The organism is Ruegeria sp. SCP11, from assembly GCF_040329455.1.
GTDB lineage: Bacteria > Pseudomonadota > Alphaproteobacteria > Rhodobacterales > Rhodobacteraceae > Ruegeria > Ruegeria atlantica_E.
Genome location: NZ_JBDZYG010000014.1, coordinates 106,049 through 132,854, shown reverse-complemented (window position 1 = coordinate 132,854; position 26,806 = coordinate 106,049). Strand labels below are relative to the sequence as shown.

The window sequence follows — 26,806 nt, the reverse complement described above, 5'->3', positions numbered from 1 at the left end:
TTCATGTGAATGATCTCCGCGCATATGTGGAATGGCCGGGCAACCTGCCCAGCCCTTGCCTACGGTTTTGACCCATGCAACACCGTCACGTTAGGGCCAGAACGAAGTGCGGATTAGGTCCAGTCGAGTGCTAACAGGCGCGGATGGCATCCGCGATGAGTTCCACTCCCGGTTCGATCCGGTCCTGCCGGATAGAGGAATAGCCGAGACGGTAGAAATTACGGGGCTGATCCGGTCCTGAAAAGAACGGTGCGCCCGGTTCGATATGGACGCTCTGCTCCTGCAGTGTGTGTGCAAGGCGGGTTGTATCGACATGCTCGGGTGCTGACATCCATAGGGATGATCCCCCCATGATGCCACGACCTGCCACTGTCAGCCCGTGTTGTTCTACCGCCTTGTCGAGCGTTTCGCGCCGATGCGCCAGCGCTTCGGACATGCGCCTGATCTGAGCGTCATAGTGACCGAGTGACAGGAAGTACGCCGCCGTCCGCTGGATATGCCCTGGTGGGTGTCGCAGCACCAGCGAACGCAGAGCTCGCGCTTCGCGGATAAATGGCTCGGAGCCGACCATGTAGCCAAGTCGCAATCCGGGGAATAGCGACTTCGAAAAGCTGCCCACATAGATCACCCGCCCGTCCCGGTCCATCGACTTCAAAGCCGGAGAAGGTGCACCCAGAAAGGCCATCTCAAATTCGTAATCGTCCTCGACCACCATCGCGTCCAGCTCACGCGCTCGTTCCAGCAGTTTGTGACGTCGGTCTACGGGCATGGTTGCCGTCGTCGGGCTCTGATGACTTGGGGTGGAGAAGATGACATCGGTGTTGTCAGGCAGAGCATCCGGGGGCAGGCCGTCCCGATCAACAGGCAATGGGGTCACATCGCAATCCCAATGCTCCAGCAGGCTGCGCAGAGCGTAATAGCAGGGGTCTTCGATCACCGCGTTGAGATTGTGGGTCAGTAAGATGCGCGAGGCGAGCCATAGTGCGTTTTGCGCGCCCATGGTGATCAATATCTCTTCGGGGCGGGCTGCGATGCCGCGGCGGGGCAGAGTATGGCGGGCGATGAACTCAACCAACAACGGGTCGTCCTGATCCACGTAGTCGGCAGTCAGAGAAGCGAAATCCTTGTGCCCAAGTGCTCGGACCGCGCAGAGCCGCCAGTTGGCATGGTCGAACAGAGTCCGGTCGGCCTGCCCGTAGATGAACGGATAGCGATAGTCGCGCCAATCGGCAGGTTTCGACAGCATGTCTCCGCCCGAGAACTTGCGAGCCAGAGCCTTGTCCCAGTCAACCGTTTCTGTCCCGCGTTGCAGCGGAGTGTATTTCGGCGGCACCGGCGCGTTCTGCGAGACATAATAACCCGAGCGCCCCTTTGCGGTCAGGTAGTCATTGGCCAACAGCTCGGTATAAGCCAGCGTGACGGTGATCCGACTGACGCCGAGATGCGCGGCCAGTTTGCGTGATGAGGGTAGCTTTTCCCCAACGTGAAAGCGCCCCGACAGGATGCCCTCGGCGATCATCTGCTGGATCTGCGCCTGCAGCGTGCCTTGTCCGTTGAGTTCAAGGAAGAAAGTGTCGACTGAGATTGCCATAGCGCCTTATAGGTTGGACTTATTTCCGGGGCAATCTGGACTTAACGAATTTCCAAGAAATCGTGATCATTCGGTTGACTGGGTCAACTCATTAAACTATATAACTAGAAATCTAGTTTAATGGAGTAAGGAAAATGTGGGAAACCGCTGCAGCAGGTTTTTCGGCGATGGGGTCCGAAGCTCGGCTGAAGGTCCTGAGGACTCTGGTGCGAGCTGGACAAGCCGGATTGACCGTCGGTGAGATTCAAGAGCGGACCGGGATCGCCCCGTCGACACTGGCGCATCATCTGCGGTTCCTGGCCGCTGGTGGGGTGGTCGAACAAGAGAAAATTGGGCGCAGCACGATCAACCGGGCCTGTTATGACGAATTGAGGAATCTGGCGCAGTTCATTCTCGCCGAATGCTGTGCCGACGAAGTGGGAAAGGCCGCAAACGATGGCTGAGTTGACGCAAAATCCCAAAGTGTCCGTAAAGGCACTTGAACTGATCAAAACCCCCTGGGCGCTGATCGTGGTGATCATCGCTGCTGTCGCCGTCCTAGATCCCGGAAATTGGGGAGAGGTTGTCACTTTTGCTGGTAAGGCCTTGGCTCATACCGGCCAGTACATCCTGTTTGCCGTGCTGCTGCTATCCTACCTCAAGGCAACCGGGGCCGAGGTGATGGTGGCCCGCGCGTTCGAAGGGCGCGAGACGCGGATGATCTTCCTTGCCGCGGTGTTCGGTGGGTTGGCTCCGTTTTGTTCCTGCGAGGTCATTCCCTTCATCGCTGGTTTGCTGGCGTTAGGCGCGCCGTTGTCCGCTGTGATGGCGTTCTGGCTGAGTTCCCCTCTGATCGACCCGCCGACCCTGCTGATTACCGCAGGTGCATTGGGATGGCCCTTTGCAATCGGTAAGGCCGTTGCGGCGGTGGCGCTAGGGTTGTTTGGAGGGTTCGTCGTGCGCGGCCTGATGCGCTCGGGCGCGTTTGCCCAACCTCTGCGTGAATACAAACCGGCTGGCTGTTGTGGATGTGGTCCAAAACAGGATGACAAACCCGTCTGGCGGTTCTGGCAGGAGCCCGAGCGCCGTCAACGTTTCCGGTCCGAATTTGTTCACAACGGGTTGTTCCTGCTGAAGTGGCTGGCGCTGGCCTATGTGCTCGAAGCGTTGCTGGTCAGCTATGTCCCTGCCGATCTGATCGCCCGCGTGGTGGGCCGTGAAGGCATCGTTCCAATCGTAATTGCGGCTTTGGTCGGGATGCCGGCCTATCTGAACTCATACGTCGCGCCGCCGCTGCTGGCGGGGCTGACGGAGCAAGGGATGAGCGCAGGCGCGGCTATGTCGTTCATGGTCGCAGGGGCCGTGAGTTCGATCCCGGCGATGGCAGCAGTCTGGTCGCTGGTCAAACCGAGGGTCTTTGCCACCTATCTGGGGTTGGGGATTACCGGGGCCATCATTGCCGGTATGCTGTTCCAGATGATCTGAAGGAAAAACCGCCCGGAGGCACCTCCGGGCGGTTTTGCTTATTTGTTGGCCTCGCAGAGGCTCGGCAGTTTGAATCGGTACCGTTCCTCTCCACTTTCGACATAGACGCGCTTTTCAACGCAGGCGGTGGTGCCGACAGTTCGGGCGATATGCTCTTTGGGTTCGTTGATGGAAGTGGCCGAGCCATCGGGCAGTTGCACTGAGGCAATGACGCCGTATTTCAGATCTCCGTTTACAGGAGTCGCCGACAGAACCGATACGGTCAGGTACGAGTCATGTTCGTGCGTACCATTGTCATTGAGCACCAGCAGCGCGGTTGCAATCGTGATGGTGCTAACGACACCCACAACCAGCAAACCCCAGGTTTTCAGAAACGCATAGATCGATACAGCGCGGTGCGGGCCAAAGATCTTGGACAGAATGGTCAGCATGATTTCCCTGCGAAAAAAGCCCCGACCTTTTCAGACCGGGGCCATCTGAGCATTAGGGGCGCAGATCGTCTTCGTCTTCTTCCTCGGCCCCGCCTTTGGGCAGGTTGAAGAAGCTGTCGGCGTCGATGATCGGCTCTTCGTCTTTCTCTTCCACTGGTTCATCAGACAGCGAGAAGGTTTCCAAACCCTCGATTGCGGTGGGGATCTTCGGTGCGGCGTCCATTTCCAGCGACTGTTCGGTCGAGACCAGCTTGCGGCGCTCGTCATCGCTCATGACGCCGCCTTCGGCCGCTTTCTTGGCAGCGGCTTTCTGAACGATCGCGTCCAGCTCGGACTGCTTGCACAGACCAAGCGCCACCGGGTCGATCGGCTGCATGTTGGTGATGTTCCAGTGGGTGCGCTCGCGGATCGACTGGATAGTCGGTTTGGTGGTGCCGACCAGCTTGGCGATCTGACCATCACTGAGTTCGGGGTGGAACTTGACCAGCCACAGGATCGAATTCGGACGGTCCTGACGTTTGGACAGCGGGGTATAACGCGGGCCACGGCGCTTTTCTTCACCAGCGGCGGACGGGTTGAACTTGAGCTTTAACTTGTGCAGCGGGTTGTTCTGCGCCGTGTCGATCTCGTCCTGGGTCAGCTGGTTGTTGGCGATCGGGTCGAACCCTTTAACGCCAGCGGCCACATCGCCATCAGCGATGCCCTGCACTTCCAATTCGTGCATGCCTACGAAATCCGCGATCTGCTTGAAGCTGATCGTGGTGTTGTCCACCAGCCATACGGCTGTTGCCTTGGCCATAAGCGGTTTTGCCATCAGCCCGTCTCCTATAAATACATCTGTCCCGTCGCCGGAATTCGGCGGCCCCGTGATCTTGGGGCAGGTTTCCGTTGTCGGGGAACTTGGGGCCTATATAGTCGCGGCAAGGCAAGAAGGGAAGAGGCGAATGCGCCGAGAGATTTTGGGGTTGGCTCTATTGGCGCTGAGCGCAATGGCGGGGTTGGCAGACGGAGAGAAGGTGGGCGAGTTCGACTACTATGTCCTGTCGCTGAGCTGGTCGCCCAACTGGTGCGCGCGCGAAGGCGATGCGCGCGGGTCGGACCAATGCGATGCGCGCCACGATCACGGTTGGATCTTGCATGGACTGTGGCCGCAATACCATCAGGGCTGGCCTGCCTTCTGCCGCACGCCCGAAGCTCCGCCGTCTCGCGTGATGACCCGAGACATGGCGGATATTCAGGGCTCACCGGGATTGGCGTGGCACCAATGGAAGAAACACGGCACGTGCTCGGGTCTGTCTGCGCCAGAGTATTTCGCGCTGTCGCGACAGGCCTATGAAGGCATCGAGCGTCCGCAAGTGTTTCGCAAGCTGGACGCGGCGGTCAAACTGCCTGCCTCGATCGTGGAGGAGGCGTTTCTGAAAGCCAACCCCGCGCTGGACCGCGATATGATCACCGTGACTTGCAAACAGGGCTACATCGAAGAGGTCCGCCTGTGCCTGTCCCGCGATCTTGAGCCCGTCCCCTGCGGCCGTGACGTGATCAAGGACTGCACAGACAAGGACGCGTTGCTTGATCCGATTCGTTAGAGTTTCCGGTTTTGGCACTCGCGGGCGTATTCCAGCGCCTTGGCGGTGCCTTTGAGGTCAATCGCCATCACCACTTCTCCTGCTGGGTTGTAAACGGTCATCGTCCTGTTCTGAGCGATGGCGTTGACGAAATTCCGGTCGGTGAAGAATACGGTTGCCCCCGGCACGTCGCGCTGATTGAACCCAATTGCGGTGGCGTCAAAGCTCTTGCCGTCCAGCTCGAACCGGATCGGGTAATTTTGACCCTGCTTAATGTCGCCCCAGGCCTTGTTGTAGACGGCGAAATATCCGCGATTGTCCAGCGCGTCATAGCCGATGCGCACCACCGAAAGGTCCTGATAGATCGTCTGGATCAGACACCCGTTGCCCAGCGCGGGGTCCATCATGATGTTCCAGCCTTCGACAAATCCCTTGTCGATGAGTTCCTGCGAAAGTGCCGCAGTGGCTGTAAAGGCGGCAAACGTGAGGGCGAAAAGGCGTTTCATAACTTTGTCCAACATCAAACGGATAGGGCCACAGTCATAGTACACGTCGCGTAGAGGAGGCAAAGGCTATTCTCGGCTGACGCGGCCGCGATTGACGACCTATGTGCATGGCGGAACCCGGCTATGCCTTGCCGGGCAGGCGCTTGAAACTCCGCTGTGGCACAATAGTTTTCGCTCCATAAACCAAGGAGCGAGCCATGCCGCAACACCCAAGAACATTCTCTCACATCGGATTGTCTGTCCCAAACGTTGACGAAGCTGTAAAGTTTTATTCCGAAGTCCTTGGTTTTTACGTGATCATGCCGCCAACGGACGTAGTAGAGGATGATACGGATATCGGTGTCATGTGCACTGATGTGTTTGGCCCGGAATGGAAAAAACTACGTATTGCGCACCTTGCGACTGCTGATCGCATCGGGTTCGAGCTTTTCGAGTTTCACGGTAATTATGTACCGGAAAACAATATCGACTTTCGCCAGAATGGTACGTTCCATTTTTGCGTTCAGGACCCAGATGTCGAAGGCCTGGTAGAAAAAATCGTGGCAGCGGGTGGCAAACAACGGATGCCGATCCGATACTATTATCCCGGAGAGAAACCCTACCGCATGGTCTACGTCGAAGACCCCTTTGGCATTGTCTTCGAGATTTATAGCCATTCCTACGAATTGACCTACTCGTCGGGTGCTTACACCTGACAAATTGGACAGAGTCTGGTGTGCAACCGGAAGAGGCGAAAGCTTTCCGGTTTCTGTCGTATTGCAATGCTCAGAGCTCTTTCCGCGCCCTCAACGCTGCCGTAATTGTCCCGTCATCCAGATAGTCCAGCTCGCCACCAATCGGCACGCCTTGCGCCAGTGAGGTCAGGCGGACCTGCCCCTCCAATTGGTCGGCGATGTAATGAGCGGTGGTCTGGCCGTCGACGGTGGCGTTCAGGGCGAGGATGACCTCGGTGATCCCCTCAGCCATGACCCGATCCTTGAGGCGGGGGATGCGCAGCTCGTCCGGGCCGACGCCGTCCAGCGCGGATAGGGTGCCGCCCAGAACGTGATAGCGGCCTTTGAACACGCCTGCGCGTTCCATCGCCCATAGGTCGGCCACGTCCTCGACCACGCACAGCTCTCCGGTTCCGCGGGCCTCGCTGTCGCAGATGTCACAGATATCGGTGGTGCCCACATTGCCGCAGTTCAGGCATTCGCGGGCGGTGACGGCCACCTGCTGCATGGCGTCCGACAGAGGCGTCAGCAGCAGGGCACGTTTTCGGATCAGGTGCAGTACCGCGCGGCGGGCCGAGCGAGGGCCGAGGCCCGGTAGCTTGGCCATCAGGTCGATCAGGTTGTCGATATCGCTGTTCGAACTCACGGCGCGTGCTCCTGCAAAGGGGCCGGGCAGAGGTGCCCGGCCGGTATTCCGTCAGGAGTGTCTATCAGAACGGCAGCTTGATGTCTGCTGGCAGGCCCATGCTTTCGGTCAGTTTTGCCATCTCGGCCTGAGAGCGCTCGGCCGCTTTGGTCTGCGCGTCCTTAATGGCGGCGAGGATCAGGTCCTCGACCACTTCCTTGTCGTCGCCATTGAAGATCGACGGGTCTATATCCAACCCCTTCAGCTCACCTTTTGCGGTGGCAGTCGCCTTCACGAGACCAGCCCCGGATTCGCCCACGACCATGAGGTTGTTCAGCTCTTCCTGCATATCAGTCATTTTGGTTTGCAAGTCCTGCGCGGATTTCATCATCTTGGCCATGTCGCCCAGACCGCCGAGTCCTTTGAGCATAGGTATTCTCCTGTAGATCGCTTTGCCGTCTAAATACGGATGGCGTACGCGCGGCACAAGGGGAGAGGACACTCCCACCTGTCGTCAAGGTCTTTGACAAGACCTTTCCTCCCGTTGGGCCCGCGCTGCCGGGCCCAAGTCCGCTTAGGGCTATCGGCGTTAGCTGATGGCCCGTGGCGGGCACGGGAGTGTTTCCTTGTTGGGAAAGGGTCGGGCTATTCTTCCTCGAACGGGTCCCATTCGTCTTCAACCTCGGGTAGGGCTTCGGTTTCGACTTTGGCCGCGCGCTGTTCGGGCGTTTCTATGTTCTTGATCCGTGCTTTGGGAAATTGAGCCAGAACCGCCTGCACCAACGGATGCGCACGGGCTTCGGCTTTCAACGCCTCCTCAACCGCGTTTTCCTTTTCATAGATTGTCTCACCACCGCCTTCGTTGACGACTGTGACCGCCCAGCGGTTGCCAGTCCAGCGCTGCAAGGCGGAACCAAGACGCTGGGCCAGTTGTGCTGAAGCGCGTTCGGTGGGTTGGAACTCGATGCGACCGGGTTGATAGGCGACCAGCCTTAAGGATCGTTTGACCTCGTCCAGCAGAACGCCATCCCGGTTTGCGCGGATCAGTTCGACCACGTGGTCGAAGGTTGGATAGCGCGCCAGAGCCGCTTGCGCATCCTGCGCCAAGGCGGCGGACGGGGCGCCCGCCCCACCGCGCGCGGGCGCGGTGTATGAAGATGCCACCGGGGTCTGCGCTTGTACTGCAGCATTCGACGGAGACGGTATCCCGCCACCCGGTCCACCATTCGAGGGCGGAGGCGCGTCCTTCAGACGTCTGATCAACTCTTCCGGGCTGGGCAGGTCGGCCACGTGGGTCAGGCGAATGACGGCCATCTCAGCCGCCATCATGGCGTTGGGCGCAGCCGAGACCTCTTCAAGCGCTTTCAGCAGCATCTGCCACATGCGAGTCAGAACGCGCATCGGCAGGGCCTCGGCCATCTGTTGACCGCGCGCCCGCTCGTCCGGAGATACGGTGGGGTCGTCGGCCGAGTCCGGCGTGATTTTGACAACGGATACCCAATGGGTGATTTCGGCCAGATCGCGCAGCACGGCCAGCGGGTCCGCGCCTTCAGCATATTGCCCGCCCAATTCGGTTAGCGCGCCAGCTGCGTCGCCGCGCAGGATCATGTCCATCAGGTCCAGCACGCGCCCGCGATCAGCCAGACCCAACATCGCGCGCACCTGATCGGCACTGGTTTCCCCCGCCCCGTGAGAGATTGCCTGATCCAATAGCGAGGTTGCATCCCGGGCCGAGCCTTCAGCCGCACGGGTGATCAGCGCCAGCGCGTCATCGGCGATCTGTGCGTTTTCCGCAGCCGCGATCTTGTTGAGCAGGCCAATCATGTCCTCTGGTTCGATCCGGCGCAGGTCGAACCGCTGACATCGGGAAAGGACCGTCACGGGCACTTTGCGAATCTCGGTCGTAGCGAAGATGAACTTCACGTGCTCGGGCGGTTCCTCAAGCGTCTTGAGCAGCGCGTTGAACGCACTGGTCGAGAGCATGTGAACCTCGTCGATGATGTAAATCTTATAGCGGGCGCTTGCCGCGCGATAGCGGACGCTGTCGATAATCTCGCGGATATCGTTCACGCCGGTCCGGCTCGCGGCGTCCATCTCCATCACGTCGACATGGCGGCCTTCCATGATGGCCACGCAGTGTTCGCATTTGCCGCATGGCTCGGTTGTCGGCTTGCCCTCGCCATCGGGGCCGATGCAGTTCATGCCCTTGGCGATGATCCGCGCCGTGGTGGTTTTGCCGGTGCCACGAATGCCGGTCATGATGAAGGCCTGTGCGATCCGGTCAGCCTCGAACGCGTTTTTCAACGTGCGTACCATCGCGTCCTGACCGACGAGGTCGGCAAAGGTTTCGGGGCGGTATTTGCGGGCAAGAACCTGATAGGCGGGGCTTGGCGTGTCGTTCATATCTGCTCTGTCGGATTCGGTTCAGGAATGCAGCGTAGAGGCCCCCGCCGCCCACGTCCACAGCCGCCGTGGGCGATTTTCGGTTTGCACGGCAGATTGCCCGTCTTAAAACCGCCGGAGGAGGAACTTCTGTGGGCCAGTTCGCAATACACTCTATACAGGTGGGCAACGGAACCGTTGGCCTATCGCCGTTGCCAGGGCGAGGTGGCGACTATGTTAAAGATCTAGATGCGGTTCGAAACTGGCAGCCGGATTTGGTAATTTCCATGACCACCGAGGTCGAGATGCTGCAAGAAGGTGCGGGCAAGTTCGGAGCCGATCTTTGCAGAGATGCGATTGGCTGGGCGCATTTGCCGGTTGAGGATTTTGGCGCTCCTCCCCCTGCAATTGATAAAGCCTGGACCGAGGTCAGTGCATCCGCGGCTAATATCCTTACTCGCGCGGGCAAAGTGCTGGTGCATTGCCGCGGTGGTTGCGGGCGGTCGGGGATGATCGTTCTGCGCCTCATGGTCGAACACGATGAACATCCCGACGCGGCGCTAGAACGCCTGCGCTCGGTGCGGCCCTGCGCTGTCGAAACCGATGGCCAGTTGGAATGGGCCGCGCGTCCTCTGCAGGATCGCTAGATCAGAGCCCCACTTGTCGATCCAATTGTTTTGCCGGCTGCGGTGCAAGGGCCGAAACCTCAAGCATGGCGCAGGGTGGGGTCGGCAACATACCAGCGGGTCGCATGGTAAAGTCGAGGCCGAACAGCATATCCGCGTAATTGTCGAGCGCCTCAATCGAGGTGTCTGCGCTGGTGCCGCAAAAGATCCGAATCTGATCTTTTTCTGCCCGGAAGCGCGCGGTGCAGCCCTGCCCGCAATAGGTCAGTTCGCTGTTGCCATCGATCTCAAAATCAGGGGTCGTCGCGGGGACGGCGACCTCCATCGCCTGCACGACCGCGCGTGCCATCTGGGCCAGAGCCGGGCAGGATCTGCCCGTCCGCTGACACACGGTTGCAGTGAATTGGTGCGTCTTTGTCTTCCACATCATATTGCGCCCTCCGCGCGTAGGACGGGGGGCGTGGATCAGGTGTGACAGCGTGCTGACGACCTGCCCGGACACCCCGCCCGAGTTTCGGTTTTGGTTCGATGGCAGGTCTCCTGACTTGCGGGTCGTCGCTTTGCCGACCTTCCCAGCCTTGCGGCCAGTGGTGTTTCGGCATTGCTCACCGCTTACAGTTGCGGGGGCAGTCTCGGCTTTGGTCCATTCCGATTTCCCGGTCAGGACCGCACCGTGTTCCCTTTTCATCCCGCCCCGGTAACGGGGACGAGAACCATCACGCAATCGCTAGCGGGTGCGGGTGGCCGGTGTCAAGCGCCAGTTGGTGTGGCGAAGTGGACGCGTGGTCATTTTGAAACGGGATTGACTCGCCGGGGCAAAAAATGCCGATTAGGCGAGTGAACTAATCAGTTCAGATTGAGGGTAATATGCTGGACGCTGCGCAAGCCGTACTGACCGAGGATTTTCATTTTCCTTCCGGTGACACCCAATTGGCGGCCCGGTTGTATCTGCCGGTAGGCAAGCCACGAACCGCTGTGGTTCTCCACAGCGCGACCGGCGTGCCGCGGGACTATTACCAACATTTCGCTCGTTGGATGGCCGCCGAAAGAGGCATGGCCTGCCTGACATATGACTATCGCGACTTTGGCCATTCTCTGAGAGGGTCATTGAAACAGGCGCAGGCTACGATGGCAGATTGGGCTTTAATCGACATGCCCGCCGCACGAACCGAAATGCGGCGGAGATTCCCCAATGTGCGGCAGTGGAGCATCGGTCATTCCGTCGGCGGTATGCTGGGGCCAGTGCAACCTGATATCGATCAGATCGACCGTATGATCTGTGTCTGTTCCGGCCCGGTTACAGTGTCGGATCACCCTTGGCCCTATAGAGCGTTGGCTTTGTTGTTCTGGTACGGCCATGCACCCTTGGCCGTCAAAGCTCTGGGCTATTTGCCGGGGAAGGCGTTGGGGTTCGGGGCGGACTTGCCTGCCAGTGTCTATTGGCAGTGGCGCAGTTGGTGCACCGCGCCGCGCAACTATCTGCCTCAAGTTGGCGTGACCCTTCCCAAAGCGCGTTGGGCGCAGACTGATACGCCCGTGGATCTGTTCGCCTTTGAGGATGACGATCTTGTGCCGCAGAAAGCGGTTTGGCGTCTGGCCGATCTGTATGGAGCGAACGCACGCCGCCATCTGTTGTCTCCGTCTGAGTTTGGCCTGCCCGAAGTTGGTCATATCGGTGCCTTCGCCCGTCGCAGCGCAGCCGTCTGGCCACGGTTAATCGACTGAACATAGTCGACTGTTGAATGCGTATTTTGGGGTGGAATGAAGTGAGAGGTTGGACATCGACCCAAGCGGGGCTCGTTGTGGCTGCTTCCTTCCGGACCTGACCAGGTTGGCGAGGCGCTCGCCCGCGCCAACCTCTCAAGGCCGATATAGGGAATGGCCAGAGAAAAGACAACCCGTCAGAACGTCAATCGGATCAGCAGAAAGCCTTCATCGTCTTCTCCGATCACATGCGGGTTGTATTCTGCCAACTCTTCCAGATGTGGTCGGGCCATGGGGCCGGTGCGCAGCAGCGCAGTTGCGCCGGGCAGAGATGTCAGGTGAAAGGGGCGAGCAGCGTGTTGCAGCGGGTCTTGCGGCAAGGTGCCAGACAGGTAATCCAACAATAGGCGCTGGATCGGCAGTACGGGTAGAGCTATGGGCTCTGCCTGTTCGACAAAGGGGAAGTGGCCGCCGCCATTGGCACGGTAATTGTTCAGCGCAACAACAAAGCGCTGGCCCGGGATCAGCGGGCGGCCGTCGAACCGGATATCAAGAATGCGTCGATGTGCAGGGTCGGTCAAGTCTCCACTGGCCTCAAAACGGGGAGGCTGTGACAGGTCAACCTGGTAGGTAAGCCCAAGCAATACATCAAAATTATGCCCTGCACGGTTAGAAGGGATCAGTTCGGATTTGTGCCCAGGCGTGATCTGGTTATAAACGCCTGCGGACATTTCCAGCCAATCAACGACCTGCTCGGCGGTCACTACCACGGCCTGCAATTCGTTAGGGAACACATATAGATCGTTGACGTGACGCAGGCACAGCTGACCAGAAGGGACATCGGTGTAATGTCTGGGGCCTGCGCGACCTCCGAACTTTGCGGGCGCGGATGCAGACAGAATGGGCAATTCGGCAAGGGGTGTCCCGCGCAGATAAGGGCGCAGGGCCGCCGCTTGGGCCGCCGCGGCTAAGGTAAGACCCCGGTCAGGCACGCAGAAGCTGAAATAGCTGTGGAGAGGAAAATCGCTATGGCCTACGGGTTGCGCTGCGCGGCGGCGCGTTTCCGAATGCGCTGCAGAGAAAAGGTTCGCCAGCTTTAGGTCTTCTGGGATTGGGATCGGCGGTTCGCCTGCTATCGCAGGACAGACGGATCGCAATTCGGTCTTGTGATCCTGCACCGTCCATTTTCCATTGCCTGCGCGGTGGAGAATCAGGTCAATCACCCCAAGGTTCGATCCCGCCGCGCCGGGCATGACCACAGGCTTTCCGTGCACCCGACCTAATGTGGCGTCTACATGCTCTAGGCCTTCATGCGCCTGACCCGGCAATGTCAAATGTGAGTGCCCTGCAATCAAAGCATCGATGCCTTCGATGGCAGCAAGTGGGATAATCGCGTTTTCCAGATCCGGTTCCGGGTCAGCGGGCCCTAGACCTGTATGCGCCAAAACAAGGATCACGTCGCAGCCCTGTGCGGACAAATGCCGGACCTTTTGTTGGGCGCAGGACACCATATCTTCCGCAGCGACGTGGTCCTTGAGCCGATGCGCTTCCCATTTCGTGGTTTGCGGCGGCAGCACCGAGAACACACCGATCTTTAGTGATATTCCTTGGTCTTCCTGATTGGTCTCCCGGGTGAGAATAACCTGATCCTGCCAAGCAAAGCCTACATCCTGGCGGTGTAAATTGCTGCAAATCACCGGGCAGGCGGCGTCGGCGATCACGCGATCCAGAACATCCAGACCAAAACTGAAATCGTGATTTCCCAGCCCGATTGCGTCATACCCAAGGTGGTTGAAGGCTCGCATAAGGATATGCGGCGCATTTTCCGACTCGACCGCCCATTGCCCTACGGGCGTACCCTGCAAAGAATCGCCATTGTCGAACAACAGGACGATTGCGCCATCAGCCTCAGCTTCTTTCCGCGCTTCGCGGATCAGGGTGGCCGTACGGCTTAGGCCGATCGCAGGATCCGCCTGATCGGAATAATAATCGAATCCCTGAAGGTTCATATGCAAATCGGATGTTGCCAGAATCCTGATCTTCATTGACGTGTGCGAGGGGGAAAGAGACTGTGGCAAACTTCTACTTTTAGCAGTTATATGTTAAGCGTTTTCGCCAAAAAGTATAGTAATTGCAACTTGTAACGCAGACCTGTGATCATTTGACGGCCTCGGGATTCAGGGCGTTGCAAATTGCCGTTGCACTGTCGCGGCAGCCGTGGCAGCCCTGTGTCGACGTGCCAGAGGATTTTTGATGAAACACGCAGAACTTGTGACGTTTGGCAGCTCGGGGCTGGATCGCGCGGCGCATATTCGAGGTGATGTCGAGAAATTGGCTCGGGTACGTGCACATCCAAAGGCGTCCTGCCTGTTGCTGTGGCGTGGCAAACCGCTGGTTCAGGGGGAAGGGCTCGATCAGCTGGGGCTCATTCCCATGTCGCACGGGTTGGTTGAAAGCGGGCCCGGCGGCAGCATCGAAGAACCCGTGTTTCTGGGTCTTTCAGACGGCGAACCGGTCTTTGCACTGGATATTTCGAACTGGTCGCCCGAGGGGATGGACATGTCGCAGATCGGCGGCTTTGTCGATCCGTCCGAACAGCAGCATCCGGACTTGCCCCAAGGACATGTCTTTGCCGAGTTGCGCCGGATCATGACCCGCTTGTCCGCCCGTGATGCGGAACTGGCTGCAGCGGCCAAGGCAGTTATCGGCTGGCACGAAACCCATCGGTTCTGCGCGCGCTGCGGTGCTGCCAGCGAGGTCTCGCAGGCCGGATGGCAGCGCAGCTGTCCAGAGTGTGGCGGTCAGCATTTCCCGCGCACCGACCCGGTGGTTATCATGCTGATCACCCACGGGGATTCGGTATTGGTTGGTCGATCACCGGGGTGGCCCGAGGGGATGTACTCGCTGCTAGCCGGTTTCGTTGAACCCGGTGAAACGCTGGAGGCGGCGGTTAGGCGTGAGGTGATGGAAGAGGCAGGGGTGCCCGTTGGCACGGTCAGCTACCTGTCCAGTCAGCCTTGGCCGTTTCCAGCATCTCTGATGTTTGGCTGCGCTGGAGAAGCGCTGTCGCGCGAGATCACCCTTGATCCCGTGGAAATCGAAGATGCAATGTGGGTTAGCAAACCTGAGATGCTGCAGGCCTTTGCCGGGGAGCACCCAAAATTGCTGCCGGCTCGGAAGGGGGCCATTGCGCATTTCCTGCTGCAAAACTGGCTTGCGGATACGCTGGACTGACAAGATACTGAACCACCAGGGACGAAAACCACGAACCGCCATGCAGTTTACAGCGCGCGAAGATATTGAGGCCCCGATCAATTCGGTGTTCGAAATGGTTGCCGATTTTGAACGCTTTGAACGTATGGCGATGCGCCGCGGTGTCGAGGTGCGTCGGCTATCGGGCCATATGGGAGTCGTGCCGGGAACACAGTGGGAAACCGAATTCAAGCTGCGCGGTAAGCCGCGTCATGTTGCGATCCAAATGGCCGAGTGTGAACCACCGTCGCATATGAGGTTTGAAGCGTCCAGCAAGGGCATGAACGGGATGACGACCGTGGAGTTTCTGGCTTTGTCGCAGCGCCGTACCCGTCTGAACATTCAGATGTCGCTTGCCGCCAAGTCTCTACCCGCTCGGTTGTTGCTGCAATCGCTGCGGCTGGGTCAGGCGCGATTCCGGCGTCAGTTTCAGGTGCGGCTCAGCGAATTTGCCCGAGAAATGGAAGAGCGCCACCTGCATGGCAGTTGACTGACTCGAAACACCTTTGGGCCAGTAGTTTCAATTCAGGCAGCTATTAACCAGCTGTTACCCACGCGGCTCGGCGGCGGGGTAGACGCCCAGCACTTCGACGTTGGTGGTGAAATGCTCCAGTTCGTCCATCGCGAGCTGTACGTTTCGGTCATCGGGATGGCCGACGATATCGGCGTAGAACTGAGTTGCAGTAAAGGAGCCGTCGACCATGTAGCTTTCCAGCTTGGTCATGTTGATGCCATTGGTCGCAAAGCCCCCCAAAGCTTTGTATAGAGCCGCAGGAATGTTGCGCACCTGAAACACGAAGCTGGTGATCATGCCGTGCGGGCCACGTCGGGACAGGTCTGCTTCGCGGGACATGACCAGAAAGCGGGTGGTGTTGTTGTCCTGGTCCTCGATATGGCGGGCCAGCACGTTCAGACCATAGATTTCTCCGGCCAGTTCGCTGGCCAGTGCCGCCGAATGCAGTTCACCTTGTTCCGAGACCTCACGCGCTGCGCGGGCATTGTCGGGGCTGACGCGGCCGCGGATGTTGTGCTCTTTCAGAAAGCCCGCGCATTGCGGTAACAGAACCAGATGAGAATGCGCCTCGGTGATATCCTCAAGCGTTGCGCCCGGAACGGCCAGCAAGTTGATATGAACACGCACGAAGGCTTCGTCGATGATGTGCAGTCCACTGTGGGGCAAAAGCCGGTGAATGTCGGCGACCCGGCCATAGGTGGTGTTTTCGACCGGCAGCATTGCCAGATCTGCCTCACCTGACCGTACCGATTCGATGACATCCTCGAACGTGCGGCAGGGCAGGGCTTCCATATCGGGGCGGGCATTGCGGCAGGCCTCGTGACTATAGGCGCCGGGTTCTCCCTGAAATGCGATACGTTTGGTCATTTGGTCGATTCCGTGCAACAAGTTCCAGAATTGGGCGTTTAGTCGCGGTGTCTATACCTTGCCTCTTGCAAGGGGAAGCCTTAGACACCCCGAAGACAGCTAAATGGACTCGCGATCAATGTTCGACACGATGACAGTTACCAAGGCCGCAGCAGGCCTGTTTGGCACCTTCCTGGTGCTGCTTCTGGCCAAATGGGGTGCTCAGGTTCTTTACCATGCGGATGGGCATGGCGAGACGGCCTCTTATATCATCGAAACCGAAAGCGCGGGTGAAAGCGCCGACGGCGAAGAGGTGGTATTCGAAGACATGCTGGCCGCCGCCGATCCGGAAAAAGGCGCTCGTGTCTTCCGCAAGTGCACCGCCTGCCACAAGCTGGAAGACGGCGCAAACGGTACAGGGCCATACCTTTACGGTGTTGTAGATCGCCCGGTTGCTTCAGCCAAAGGCTTCACTGGCTACTCCGCTTCGATGCAGGCGCATGGTGGCAACTGGACACCTGAGGCGCTGGACGCGTTCCTCGAACGCCCAAGTGCTTATATCTCGGGAACTTCCATGAGCTTTGCCGGTCTGAAAAAACCGCAAGAGCGCGCCGATCTGATTGCCTATTTGCAAACGATCGGCAACTGATCCCTTGGTCAGTCACTGAATTTCTAAGCCGCTGCCCCATGCAGCGGCTTTATTTTTGCCTAACTACATCTTCACAAAGCGTTCACGCATTCTAAACTTGAACCTGACAGTGCTGGTCATTTAGCTGGCGCGTACAACATTAAAGAGACAGGCGAAGCAGGGGATGATCAATATGAAATCCAACAGAGTTTCCGTTCAGGCGCGCGCATTGGATTTCAGTCGCTGGATACATGCCTTGGCGATCGGGTTCTTTCTGGTTCTTCTGATGTCCACGCAGTTGCTCGCGGAAGAGAAGATCATCAAAAGCCACGGTTTCTCGGAATTTGGCGATCTGAAGTACCCCGAAGGCTTTTCCCATTTCGACTATGTGAACCCGAACGCGCCGCGGGGCGGGGAACTTTCTTATGCTGCGCAGGGCACGTTTGATAGTTTCAATCCGTTCACGCGGCAGGGCCGTGCCGGGGTGCGGTCAGCGGATCAGTACGAATCCCTGTTGGTTCCGTCCTATGACGAACCTGCATCCTATTACGGTTTGCTGGCGGAAAGCCTTGAATACCCCGAAAGCCAGGATTGGGTGATCTTCAACATGCGGCCCGAGGCTCGGTTCTCGGATGGTACCCCGGTGACGGCTGAAGACGTCGTATTTTCTCATAATCTGTTGCTGGATCAGGGGCTGAAATCTTACGCAGACGCCGTGCGCAAACGTATCCCGCGCGCCGAAGCGCTGGATGAGCATCGGGTTAAATTCTATTTTGCGCCGGACATCCCGCGCCGGGCTTTGATCTCGCAGGTGGGCGGGACGCCGGTGTTTTCCAAAGCGTGGTTCGAAGCGGATCCAGAAAATCGCCGTCTGGACAAGTCACGCCTCGTGCCGGGGATTGGGTCAGCGCCCTATGTGCTGGACAGCTACGACATTAACCGACGCATCGTTTACAAGCGCAACCCCGACTATTGGGGCGACGACATCAACGTGAATGTCGGTCGAAATAACTACGAAACCATCCGTATCGAATACTTCAGCGACTCGATTGCCGCGATGGAGGGGTTCAAGGCGGGTACTTTCACGCTGCGGCAGGAGAACAACTCGAAAAGCTGGGCCACGGCTTATGATTTTCCGGCGATTTCGAATGGCAATGTGATCCGCGCCGAACTTGAGGATGGCAGCGTGCCAACGGCCTCGGGTTTCATAATGAATCTGGATCGACCGCAGTTCCAAGACCCTCGCGTGCGTGAAGCAGTTCAACTCGCCTACAATTTCGAATGGACCAACGAAAGCCTGCAATACGGCTTGTTCCAACAACGCAGTTCGTTCTGGGAGGGGACTCATCTTGAGGCAACCGGCCAGCCTGAAGGACGTGAGTTGGAGGTGCTTCAAGCACTGGGCGATGCGGTAGATCCGGCGGTTTTGACCGAGGAACCGATCAGCGCTCATGAATCTCGCCCCGCCCGCCAGAATGACCGCCGGAACCTGCGCGCGGCGATGCAGCTGCTGGATGAGGCTGGTTGGCTTGTGGGAGACGATGGCATCCGCCGGAATGAAAACGGTGAAGTGCTGTCGATCGAATTCCTGTCTGATCAGCCGACTCTAGACCGGATTATTCAGCCCTTCGTCGACAACCTGCGTGCCATGGGGATTAATGCCAACTACAACCGTGTCGATAACGCCCAGTTCACTCTGCGCCGCCGAGACCGGGATTTTGACATGATCGTTGGCGGCTACCCGACATCGCTGCAGCCTTCGACCGGCCTGTATCAGCAGTTCGGGACCGAGGCGGCGTCATATTCCGTGTTCAACCCGTCAGGCGCGCACGGCCCCGATATTGAACCGTTGATCGACAACATCGTGGCTGCAACCGAAAGCGAGGAACTCTTCGCCAATGTCCGGGCTCTGGACCGAGTTTTGCGTGCCAAGCGGATCATGGTGCCGACATGGTATCTGGGAAAATACTGGGTCGCCTATTGGGACATGTATGAATACCCCGAAAACCTGCCGCCATATGCGTTGGGTGTGGAAGACCTTTGGTGGATCAACGCCGAGAAAGAAGCCGAGTTGAAATCGTCAGGCGCGTTGAGGTAATCCGCCCCCATGGGAGCATATATTCTAAGACGCCTATTGCTGGTCATCCCAACCCTACTTGGGATTATGATCGTCAACTTTACGCTGGTGCAGTTCGTCCCCGGCGGTCCGATTGAACAGATCATCGCCCAGATGGAGGGCGGTGGTGACGTGTTCGAAGGCATCGCCGGAGGCGGCAGCGATATCGAACAGCAGACCGGCGGTGCCAACGACCGTTATGTCGGCGCGCGCGGCCTGCCGCCGGAATTCATCGAAGAATTAGAACGAGAATTCGGCTTCGACAAACCTCCGGTCGAACGATTCCTCACCATGATGGGCAACTACCTGACGCTGGATTTCGGTGAGAGCTATTTCCGCTCGATCAGTGTGACCGATCTGGTGCTTGAGAAGATGCCGGTCTCGATCTCGCTGGGCTTGTGGTCGACGCTGATTGCCTATCTGGTTTCCATCCCGCTGGGCATTCGCAAAGCTGTGAAAGATGGATCGAGGTTCGACACCTGGACCAGTGGTACCATCATCGTGGCCTATGCCATCCCCGGTTTTCTGTTTGCGATCCTGTTGCTGGTGCTGTTTGCCGGTGGCTCTTACTGGCAGATTTTCCCGTTGCGGGGGCTAACCTCGGACAATTGGGACAGTCTCAGCCTGTTTGGCAAGATCATCGACTATTTCTGGCACATCACCCTGCCAGTGATTGCTCTAACAATTTCTGCCTTTGCAACGCTGACACTGCTGACCAAGAACTCGTTTCTGGATGAGATCAAAAAGCAATACGTGATGACCGCGCGGGCCAAGGGCCTGAGCGAAGGCAAGGTGCTGTATGGCCACGTCTTCCGTAACGCCATGCTGATCGTTATCGCCGGTTTCCCGGCGGTGTTCATCGGCGTCTTCTTCGGCAGTTCGATCATTATCGAGACGATCTTCTCGTTGGACGGTCTGGGCCGTCTGGGGTTTGAGGCCGCCGTGGCTCGTGATTATCCGGTGATCTTCGGGACCCTGTTCATCTTTGGCCTGATGGGGCTGTTGGTCGGCATCGTCAGCGACCTGATGTATGTGCTGGTTGACCCGCGCATCGACTTCGAAAAGCGGGAGGGGTAAATGGCACTGTCCCCACTCAACCAGCGCCGTTGGCGCAACTTCCGCCGCAATGGTAGGGCCTTCTGGTCTCTGATCATCTTCTCAGTGCTGTTTGGCCTGTCGCTGTTTGCCGAATTCATCGCCAATGACAAACCGATCCTCGTGAAATACCGGGGTGAGTTTTACACGCCGATCTTCAACTTCTATGCCGAGACCGAGTTCGGCGGTGATTTCCAGACCGAAGCGATCTACCGCGATCCCGAAGTGCAATGCCTGATCGACAGTGGCGGGCTTGAGGACTGTTTCGACGATCCCGAAGGTATCATTGATGAGATCAAGGCCGGGACGTTTCAGGCTGAAGGCTATGAAAAAGGTTGGGCCATCTGGCCGCTGATCCCGTATTCCTTCAACACCAGTGTGGATCGCCCCGGCGCCGCGCCGTTGCCTCCGAACGGGCAGAACCTGCTGGGTACAGACGACACCAAACGCGACGTTTTGGCCCGCGTGATCTATGGCTTCCGCCTGTCGATCCTGTTCACGTTGATGGTTACCGGCGTGGCCAGCCTGATCGGCATCTTTGCTGGGGCCATTCAGGGCTTTTTCGGCGGCTGGCTCGATCTTGTGTTCCAACGGATTATCGAGATCTGGTCCGCCACACCGTCGCTTTATGTCATCATCATCATGTTCGCCATTCTGGGGCGAAGTTTCTGGCTGCTGGTGGCGCTTATGATTCTGTTCAGTTGGACCGGGTTGGTGAGTGTCGTCCGGGCTGAATTCCTGCGCGCGCGCAACCTCGAATACGTCCGCGCCGCGCGGGCGCTGGGTGTCGGCAACATGACGATCATGTTCCGTCACATGTTGCCCAATGCGATGGTCGCCACGCTGACCTTCATGCCGTTCATCGTGACCGGCACCATCGGTGGTCTCGCCTCGCTGGATTTCCTTGGCTTCGGCCTGCCATCCTCGGCCCCGTCGCTGGGAGAACTGACCTTGCAGGCGAAGCAGAACTTGCAGGCCCCGTGGCTGGCCTTCACCGCCTTCTTCACCTTTGCCATCATGCTGTCGCTGCTGGTCTTCATCTTCGAAGGCGTACGCGATGCGTTTGACCCCAGAAAGACCTTTTCATGAGCCTTTTGGATGTGAACAACCTGAAGGTCTCGTTCCGGCAGGACGGGCAAGTGAGTGCAGCGGTCAAAGGCGTATCGTTTACCGTGGACCGGGGTGAGACCGTGGCTTTGGTGGGTGAATCCGGGTCGGGAAAATCGGTCACTGCTCTCTCAACCGTATCGTTGTTGGGCGACAGCGCCATTGTTGAAGGCTCGGCCACCTATGACGGTGACGAGATGATCGGCGCCTCGCAGGACAAGCTTATGGATGTGCGCGGCAACGATATCAGCTTTATCTTTCAGGAGCCGATGACCTCGCTCAACCCGTTGCACACGATCCAGAAGCAGATGGCCGAGTCGCTGTCCCTGCACCAGGGTTTGAAAGGTGACGCAGCACGGGAACGGATTGTGGAATTGCTGACCAAGGTGGGTATCCGTGATCCGCGCGAGCGATTGGACAGCTATCCGCACCAGCTTTCGGGCGGGCAGCGGCAGCGGGTCATGATCGCGATGGCGCTGGCCAACAAGCCGGATATTCTGATCGCGGACGAACCCACGACCGCGTTGGACGTGACCATTCAGGCGCAAATTCTGGAATTGCTGGCCGAGCTGCAGAAATCCGAGAACATGGGGATGCTGTTCATTACTCACGATCTGGGCATCGTGCGGCGCATCGCCGACCGGGTCTGCGTGATGAAGGATGGCGAGATCGTCGAGACCGGAGTGACCTCCGAAATTTTCGAGAATCCGCAGCACCCGTATACTCGTAAGCTGCTGGGGGCCGAACCCTCGGGGCATCCCGACCCGGTCGCGCCGGATGCCGAAGAGGTCGCCCGAACAGATCACCTGAAAGTCTGGTTTCCGATACAGCGTGGATTTCTGAAGCGCACCGTCGGTTACGTGAAGGCTGTAAACGACGCCACGCTCAGTGTGCGCGCCGGTGAGACGCTGGGGATCGTCGGAGAAAGTGGCTCTGGCAAAACCACACTGGCGCTGGCCATCATGCGGCTGATCGCGTCCGAGGGCGGTATCACCTACCGCGATCAGGACGTGCGCCGATGGTCCACGCGCGAGCTGCGTCGTCTGCGCAAAGATATGCAGATCGTGTTTCAGGATCCGTTCGGCAGCCTCAGCCCGCGCATGACCTGCCAGCAGATCATTGCTGAAGGGCTGGCCATTCACAAAGTCGATCCCCATCGCGCCCCGCGCGAGCTGGTGGCAGAAGTGATGACCGAGGTTGGTCTCGACCCAGCTGCGATGGATCGGTATCCGCATGAGTTTTCAGGCGGGCAGCGTCAGCGCATCGCAATTGCGCGAGCCATGGTCTTGCGACCTAAGCTACTGGTGCTGGACGAGCCCACCAGCGCGCTGGACATGACGGTGCAGGTGCAGATCGTTGATCTGTTGCGCGACCTGCAGCGAAAATATGGGCTGGCCTATCTGTTCATCAGCCACGACCTGAAGGTCGTGCGTGCCATGTCACACAAGGTGATCGTCATGCGAAACGGCGATGTCATCGAGATGGGCGCGGCTGAGGAGCTGTTCGAGAACGCTCAGACCGATTATACCCGCGAACTGATTGCGGCCGCAGGATAGGGCGGGTCGAAACCCGCCCGGTTTGGGTCAAAGACCCAAACTCTTTGCAATTTTGTTAAACTTGCTTTTCGCAGCATCACCCTTCACCTGTTTCTCGGGCTTGTGCCGATACCATTCGGTTTTGTCAGGCATATATCGTTCCCAGATTGTCCCATCCGGGGCTGTAACGAACTCCCAGCATTCCTCGTAAGGTTCCGATTTGGTTTGCCTGTCTTCCGGCCAGTACCAAATCGTTTCATTGCACAGGCGACCTTTAGTCGTGACGAACCACTTTCCGATACCAACAGCGGTCCCCTTTTTGTTTATTCCTTTGTACTCACCGCCCGGTCCCCAATAGGCATGCCCACCACTGTTCCAGTTTGAGGTTTTGCCCGAATATAGCTGCGCAATTGTCTGAGGATCGGTTTTCTTCGCTCCCTTTGGTTTTTTATCTGCCAGCGCACTGCTTGTACTGGATATCAAGAGACCAAGAACTGCAACTGTGCACAGGAGTGTTTTTGAAAACGTCATAACAAAGGCTCCTTTCTAATCTTCATTAAAAAAGTGGGGCATGCCCCGGGATTACTTCTGGCCGACGGAACGGCCAGAAGATTTATTGAAGTGTCAGTGAGCGTTGGCTGTCTCGCGTGATGCGCTTTTCGGCACTGGCCCGCGGAGTTCTTCGTAGTGATCAAAGCTCAGCTTAACCCAGCCAGTGCCGCGTGTGGCGCTGGCCAGGGTTCGGTGCAACTCGTCTTCAGCAACTGCCGGCAGTTGGGCATTGAAAATCTCCCAGCCGGAAGCGTTGGGGTTGCCTTCAAAGCCCAGTACCTGCCCTTGCAGCGAACTGATGGTCGGAACCAGATCTCCCACGAAATCCGAGGGCAAGTGGATCTCGGCATTCAGGATCGGTTGCAGGACCACCGGCTTCGCCTGCGGCAGGGCTTCGCGCACGGCGTTCTTGCCCGCGGTGCGGAAGGCGTAGTCCGAGCTGTCCACATTGTGGTGTTTCCCATCACTCAACGTGACTTTGACGTCGACCACCGGGAACCCCTCGGGACCCTGCGCAAGCGCGTCTTTGGCGCCGTGCTCGACCGAAGGGATATAGTTCTTGGGCACCGCGCCGCCCTTGACGATCTCCTCGAACTGGAACCCCGCTCCGCGCGGCATTGGCGCGATCGAAATCACCACGTCGGCAAACTGACCTGCGCCGCCGGATTGCTTGCGGTGACGGTGGCGGTGTTCGACGGGTGTGCGGATGGTTTCGCGATAGGCGGTCTCGACCACGTCAGTGGCGATTTCAATCCCGAAATCCTCATCCAGCTTAGCGGTTACACGCCGCATATGCTGTGGACCTTGCGAGCCGAGAACGGCGTGACCACTCAGTTCGTCCTGCATCAGGTGCAGACCGGGGTCGATCTCGACCAGACGGTGCAACGCGTTGGACAGGCGTACGTCGTCGCGTTCGTGCGCGGGCGAAACGATCTGCCGATGCGCTGCCGGGTGCGAAGCCGCCCACTCGGGCAGCGGTGTCGCCGAGGCACTGTCATAGAGGTTGCCGGGGTTCAGATGGTCGGATTTCACCGCCAGCCCGATTTGCCCGGCGGGTAGATCTGAAATTTGCGTCTTGGCATCCAGCGTTGTCAGGTTGCCGACGGTTTCCCCACCTAGATTCTCATGCGCTTTTACGCCATCGCCCAGCCCTCGCAGCACGACGATCTTGCCAATGTGTTTCTTCACATCCGCAAATCCGGCGATGGCCCGGGCGTTCTCCGCCGCCTCATCGCGCCCGGCAGCGATATCGAATTCCGGAGCCTCATGTCGCAGGGCCTTCATCAGGCGGGTCAGGCCATTGCTATGGCTGGCAGCGCCCAGACAGGCGGGAATCAATTGATGGTTCTGCAACACCTGCGCGGCCAGGTCATAGACTTCGGCACTGGGGGGCTGCTTATCTTCAATCAACTGCTCCAACAGGTGGTCGTCGAAATCCGACAGGGTTTCCAACAGCTCGGTGCGGGCTTCTTGTTCGCGGTCCTCGACAGACTGAGGCAGTTCGATCAGGGCCGAGGGCTGCCCTTCCTGGTATTTCCATGCTCGTTCCGAGATCAGATCGACCGCGCCGATGATCGTATCACCTTCACGGATCGGAACTTGCCGCAGGGCGATGTGGTGGGTGCAGTAAGTTTGCAGCGCTGCGATGATGTCGCGGATGCGGCCGTTTGGATTGTCCATGCGATTGATGAACAGGAAACAGGGGATGCCGGCCTCTTCGACCAATCGCAGGTAGGGCGCGCACAGAACGGCGGCGTTCGGGTCGGGTGGCACGACCACCACGGCAGCGTCCGAGATTGCCATGGCAGGACCGACATAAGCCAGATTGTCACCGCCGCCATCCACGTCGATGGCGCACCATGGCTCGTCCAAGTAAGAAAAACCGTGCAAATGCACGGTTCCGGATACGTCGAATGTTGTAGGCCGCCCGTCGAGGCGGCTGATGGCCTCGACCAGAGTGGTTTTGCCCGATTGGCTGGGGCCGAGGACGGTGAAAACGCGCATGAGTGCTGTCCCTCTTTCAAATTGCAGTTCACCTGCACGAAAAGGGTAGCCTTACGCGGACGCGTCGGCACAATTGTCTGGTAATTGGCCTGCCTCAAGAGCGGGCGAAGCGTCGCCCGCACTACAAGTTTGTGAAAAACCGACCCGTCGCGTCAAGTCCTGACCTCTCGAGGGGTCAGATTGCTGAGCTGTGGCCGGCTTTGCTTAGATCATAGGCATCGAAACTGCGGGCGATCATTCGGGTCAGCGGACGTGCCTCGGGCGGGATGAACAGGCCATCCTCGGTGATCCGCAGTAGGCCGTCGAAGGCCGCGTTTGCATCCTGATACATCCCTTGCAGCTCAGTCGCTTTAACCTCGTAATCGCGCAGGATTTCGGCTGAATTGATCTGGAAATCGCACATTAGCGCCTCGATCAGGCGTGCGCGCAAGATATCCTGGCCCTTGAACAAATGCCCGCGCGAGGTCGAGAAGCGCCCCTCGCGTATCGCCTTGGTGTGGGCCGACGTCGCAGGCGCGTTCTGGGCATAGCCCTGTGGAAAGCGCGAGATCGAGCTCGCACCGACGCCAATTAGAACTTCGGCCTGATCGTCAGTATAGCCTTGGAAGTTCCGCTTTAGCCGCCCGGCTTTCAGTGCGTGCGTCAGACCATCGTCTTGCGTGGCAAAGTGGTCGATTCCAATTTCCGCGTAATTGTCCCACATGAACAGGCGGCGGGCTGTGTCGAACAGGTCAAGCCGCTCTTCTGGGGTAGGCAGGGCGTCCGATGGGATCAGTTGTTGCCGCTTGGCCATCCAAGGTACGTGCGCATAGCCATATAGCGCCACCCGGTCCGGGCTGAGCGACAGCAGTTTCTGTACGCTTTCCGTCATCCGTGTCTTGTTCTGGTGTGGCAGACCATAGAGGATATCGGCGTTCAGGCTGGTGATCCCGCGAGCGCGGATCATGTCCACAGCTTTGCGGGTTGTGTCATAGCTTTGGATGCGCCCGATGGTCTGCTGAATTTCATCGTCAAAATCCTGCACCCCGATAGAGGCGCGGTTCATACCGGATTCGGCAAGCGCGTCCAGTCGGCCCTCGTCAATCTCGTTCGGGTCGATCTCAACCGAGAATTCGGCATTCGACCCCAGCGGCACCACGTCCAGAATTCGCGCCGACAGATCGCGCATAAGGTCCGGGTTCAGCAGCGTGGGCGTGCCGCCACCCCAATGCAGGCGCGAAAGGGTGATGCCCTCTGGAAGGCGTGCCGCCAGCAAGTCCAGTTCGGCCTTCAGCACATCTACATAGGCAATCACAGGGTTGTCCGTTTGCGTACCTTGAGTGCGGCAGGCGCAGAACCAACACAGTCTGCGGCAGAAGGGGACATGGATGTACAGCGACACTTCGCTGCCCGGCTTGAGTCCAGAAATCCAGTCGCCATAAAGACTTGACCCCACGTCATTGTTGAAGTGGGGAGCGGTGGGGTAGCTTGTATAACGCGGTACTTTCGCGTCAAAAAGTCCAAGCTTTGCCAATTGTGGTTTCACTATCATGGCGATACGTTTAAGGGAC

26 protein-coding genes, 1 other RNA gene and 1 riboswitch are annotated in these 26,806 nt (G+C 58.4%); of the genes, 13 read left to right on the top strand and 14 right to left on the bottom strand.

The features are described from left to right. Positions 1 to 130: 130 nt before the first annotated feature. Positions 131 to 1,591, bottom strand: a complete 1,461-nt coding sequence (locus ABLN94_RS19650; RefSeq protein WP_352995678.1) for a PLP-dependent aminotransferase family protein — start codon at positions 1,589 to 1,591, stop codon at positions 131 to 133. Between the two features lie 134 nt (positions 1,592 to 1,725). Here ABLN94_RS19650 and ABLN94_RS19645 point away from each other — a divergent pair, with 134 nt between their 5' ends. Both ABLN94_RS19645 and ABLN94_RS19640 read left to right on the top strand, forming a co-directional pair. After that, a complete protein-coding gene (locus ABLN94_RS19645) occupies positions 1,726 to 2,034 on the top strand; it encodes an ArsR/SmtB family transcription factor (RefSeq protein ID WP_352995677.1) in 309 nt (102 codons plus the stop codon). Further along, positions 2,027 to 3,055, top strand: coding sequence for a permease (locus ABLN94_RS19640; RefSeq protein WP_352995675.1), 1,029 nt, complete (start codon positions 2,027 to 2,029; stop codon positions 3,053 to 3,055). Before ABLN94_RS19645 ends, ABLN94_RS19640 begins: the two co-directional genes overlap by 8 nt. 38 nt (positions 3,056 to 3,093) lie before the next feature. Here the strand turns inward: ABLN94_RS19640 and ABLN94_RS19635 are convergent, their stop codons facing one another. Continuing rightward, on the bottom strand, positions 3,094 to 3,486 hold the full coding sequence (locus ABLN94_RS19635; protein WP_352995673.1) for a hypothetical protein: 393 nt from the start codon (positions 3,484 to 3,486) through the stop codon (positions 3,094 to 3,096). Positions 3,487 to 3,538: 52 nt separating this feature from the next. After that, positions 3,539 to 4,300, bottom strand: coding sequence for a DUF1013 domain-containing protein (locus tag ABLN94_RS19630; RefSeq protein ID WP_352995671.1), 762 nt, complete (start codon positions 4,298 to 4,300; stop codon positions 3,539 to 3,541). Between the two features lie 130 nt (positions 4,301 to 4,430). On the opposite strand from ABLN94_RS19630, the gene ABLN94_RS19625 reads away from it, so the two are divergent. Further along, positions 4,431 to 5,072: a ribonuclease T2 gene (locus ABLN94_RS19625; RefSeq protein WP_352995669.1), complete on the top strand. Its 642-nt coding sequence runs from the start codon at positions 4,431 to 4,433 to the stop codon at positions 5,070 to 5,072. On the opposite strand, the gene ABLN94_RS19620 is transcribed toward ABLN94_RS19625, so the two are convergent. Continuing rightward, the gene (locus tag ABLN94_RS19620; protein ID WP_352995666.1) at positions 5,069 to 5,557 is read right to left on the bottom strand and encodes a hypothetical protein; all 489 of its coding nucleotides are present in this window, start codon (positions 5,555 to 5,557) and stop codon (positions 5,069 to 5,071) included. The two genes, ABLN94_RS19625 and ABLN94_RS19620, sit on opposite strands and share 4 nt — an antisense overlap. Before the next feature lie 197 nt (positions 5,558 to 5,754). Between ABLN94_RS19620 and ABLN94_RS19615 the strand changes: the two genes are divergently transcribed. Next, on the top strand, positions 5,755 to 6,252 hold the full coding sequence (locus ABLN94_RS19615) for a lactoylglutathione lyase family protein (protein ID WP_170335661.1): 498 nt from the start codon (positions 5,755 to 5,757) through the stop codon (positions 6,250 to 6,252). A gap of 70 nt (positions 6,253 to 6,322) precedes the next feature. Here ABLN94_RS19615 and recR read toward each other — a convergent pair whose 3' ends face one another. From recR to ABLN94_RS19600, 3 genes are all read right to left on the bottom strand, one after another. Then, the gene (recR, locus tag ABLN94_RS19610; protein WP_352995663.1) at positions 6,323 to 6,916 is read right to left on the bottom strand and encodes a recombination mediator RecR; all 594 of its coding nucleotides are present in this window, start codon (positions 6,914 to 6,916) and stop codon (positions 6,323 to 6,325) included. Between the two features lie 64 nt (positions 6,917 to 6,980). Continuing rightward, positions 6,981 to 7,325, bottom strand: coding sequence for a YbaB/EbfC family nucleoid-associated protein (locus ABLN94_RS19605; RefSeq protein WP_170387688.1), 345 nt, complete (start codon positions 7,323 to 7,325; stop codon positions 6,981 to 6,983). Between the two features lie 215 nt (positions 7,326 to 7,540). Continuing rightward, positions 7,541 to 9,298, bottom strand: a complete 1,758-nt coding sequence (locus ABLN94_RS19600; protein ID WP_352995659.1) for a DNA polymerase III subunit gamma/tau — start codon at positions 9,296 to 9,298, stop codon at positions 7,541 to 7,543. A gap of 266 nt (positions 9,299 to 9,564) precedes the next feature. On the opposite strand from ABLN94_RS19600, the gene ABLN94_RS19595 reads away from it, so the two are divergent. Further along, complete coding sequence (locus tag ABLN94_RS19595) at positions 9,565 to 9,924, top strand: protein-tyrosine phosphatase family protein (protein ID WP_352995656.1); 360 nt, start codon at positions 9,565 to 9,567, stop codon at positions 9,922 to 9,924. A gap of 1 nt (position 9,925) precedes the next feature. On the opposite strand, the gene ABLN94_RS19590 is transcribed toward ABLN94_RS19595, so the two are convergent. Next, positions 9,926 to 10,333 carry a hypothetical protein gene (locus ABLN94_RS19590; protein WP_352995653.1) on the bottom strand — a complete coding sequence of 136 codons (408 nt, stop codon included), beginning with the start codon at positions 10,331 to 10,333 and terminating at the stop codon, positions 9,926 to 9,928. An 83-nt stretch (positions 10,334 to 10,416) separates the two neighbouring features. Continuing rightward, positions 10,417 to 10,636: riboswitch (cobalamin riboswitch) on the bottom strand. A 134-nt stretch (positions 10,637 to 10,770) separates the two neighbouring features. On the opposite strand from ABLN94_RS19590, the gene ABLN94_RS19585 reads away from it, so the two are divergent. Continuing rightward, positions 10,771 to 11,628 carry an alpha/beta hydrolase family protein gene (locus ABLN94_RS19585; RefSeq protein WP_352995650.1) on the top strand — a complete coding sequence of 286 codons (858 nt, stop codon included), beginning with the start codon at positions 10,771 to 10,773 and terminating at the stop codon, positions 11,626 to 11,628. Between the two features lie 39 nt (positions 11,629 to 11,667). Here ABLN94_RS19585 and ffs read toward each other — a convergent pair. Then, positions 11,668 to 11,766: signal recognition particle sRNA small type (gene ffs / locus ABLN94_RS19580), an RNA gene on the bottom strand. A 38-nt stretch (positions 11,767 to 11,804) separates the two neighbouring features. Continuing rightward, positions 11,805 to 13,652, bottom strand: coding sequence for a bifunctional 2',3'-cyclic-nucleotide 2'-phosphodiesterase/3'-nucleotidase (locus ABLN94_RS19575; protein ID WP_352995647.1), 1,848 nt, complete (start codon positions 13,650 to 13,652; stop codon positions 11,805 to 11,807). 208 nt (positions 13,653 to 13,860) lie between these two features. On the opposite strand from ABLN94_RS19575, the gene nudC reads away from it, so the two are divergent. Then, entirely contained in the window at positions 13,861 to 14,841 is a 981-nt protein-coding gene (nudC, locus tag ABLN94_RS19570; protein WP_170495505.1) for an NAD(+) diphosphatase, read from the top strand. 40 nt (positions 14,842 to 14,881) lie between these two features. Further along, a complete protein-coding gene (locus tag ABLN94_RS19565) occupies positions 14,882 to 15,349 on the top strand; it encodes an SRPBCC family protein (RefSeq protein ID WP_352995644.1) in 468 nt (155 codons plus the stop codon). Positions 15,350 to 15,406: 57 nt separating this feature from the next. On the opposite strand, the gene ABLN94_RS19560 is transcribed toward ABLN94_RS19565, so the two are convergent. Then, the gene (locus tag ABLN94_RS19560; RefSeq protein WP_170495509.1) at positions 15,407 to 16,240 is read right to left on the bottom strand and encodes a prephenate dehydratase; all 834 of its coding nucleotides are present in this window, start codon (positions 16,238 to 16,240) and stop codon (positions 15,407 to 15,409) included. A 118-nt stretch (positions 16,241 to 16,358) separates the two neighbouring features. Between ABLN94_RS19560 and ABLN94_RS19555 the strand changes: the two genes are divergently transcribed. From ABLN94_RS19555 to ABLN94_RS19535, 5 genes are all read left to right on the top strand, one after another. Beyond that, positions 16,359 to 16,868: a c-type cytochrome gene (locus tag ABLN94_RS19555; RefSeq protein ID WP_170495567.1), complete on the top strand. Its 510-nt coding sequence runs from the start codon at positions 16,359 to 16,361 to the stop codon at positions 16,866 to 16,868. Between the two features lie 172 nt (positions 16,869 to 17,040). Continuing rightward, entirely contained in the window at positions 17,041 to 18,945 is a 1,905-nt protein-coding gene (locus ABLN94_RS19550) for an extracellular solute-binding protein (RefSeq protein ID WP_352995641.1), read from the top strand. 9 nt (positions 18,946 to 18,954) lie between these two features. Then, entirely contained in the window at positions 18,955 to 20,040 is a 1,086-nt protein-coding gene (locus tag ABLN94_RS19545; protein ID WP_352995638.1) for a microcin C ABC transporter permease YejB, read from the top strand. Then, a complete protein-coding gene (locus ABLN94_RS19540; RefSeq protein ID WP_352995636.1) occupies positions 20,041 to 21,147 on the top strand; it encodes an ABC transporter permease in 1,107 nt (368 codons plus the stop codon). Further along, complete coding sequence (locus ABLN94_RS19535; RefSeq protein WP_352995633.1) at positions 21,144 to 22,721, top strand: ABC transporter ATP-binding protein; 1,578 nt, start codon at positions 21,144 to 21,146, stop codon at positions 22,719 to 22,721. Before ABLN94_RS19540 ends, ABLN94_RS19535 begins: the two co-directional genes overlap by 4 nt. A gap of 27 nt (positions 22,722 to 22,748) precedes the next feature. Here the strand turns inward: ABLN94_RS19535 and ABLN94_RS19530 are convergent, their stop codons facing one another. From ABLN94_RS19530 to hemN, 3 genes are all read right to left on the bottom strand, one after another. Beyond that, positions 22,749 to 23,231 (bottom strand): DUF995 domain-containing protein, encoded by a 483-nt coding sequence (locus ABLN94_RS19530; protein ID WP_352995630.1) that lies wholly within the window; start codon positions 23,229 to 23,231, stop codon positions 22,749 to 22,751. A 93-nt stretch (positions 23,232 to 23,324) separates the two neighbouring features. Then, a complete protein-coding gene (locus ABLN94_RS19525; RefSeq protein ID WP_352995628.1) occupies positions 23,325 to 25,256 on the bottom strand; it encodes an elongation factor G in 1,932 nt (643 codons plus the stop codon). A gap of 175 nt (positions 25,257 to 25,431) precedes the next feature. Further along, a complete protein-coding gene (gene hemN / locus ABLN94_RS19520; protein ID WP_352995679.1) occupies positions 25,432 to 26,787 on the bottom strand; it encodes an oxygen-independent coproporphyrinogen III oxidase in 1,356 nt (451 codons plus the stop codon). Positions 26,788 to 26,806: the final 19 nt, after the last annotated feature.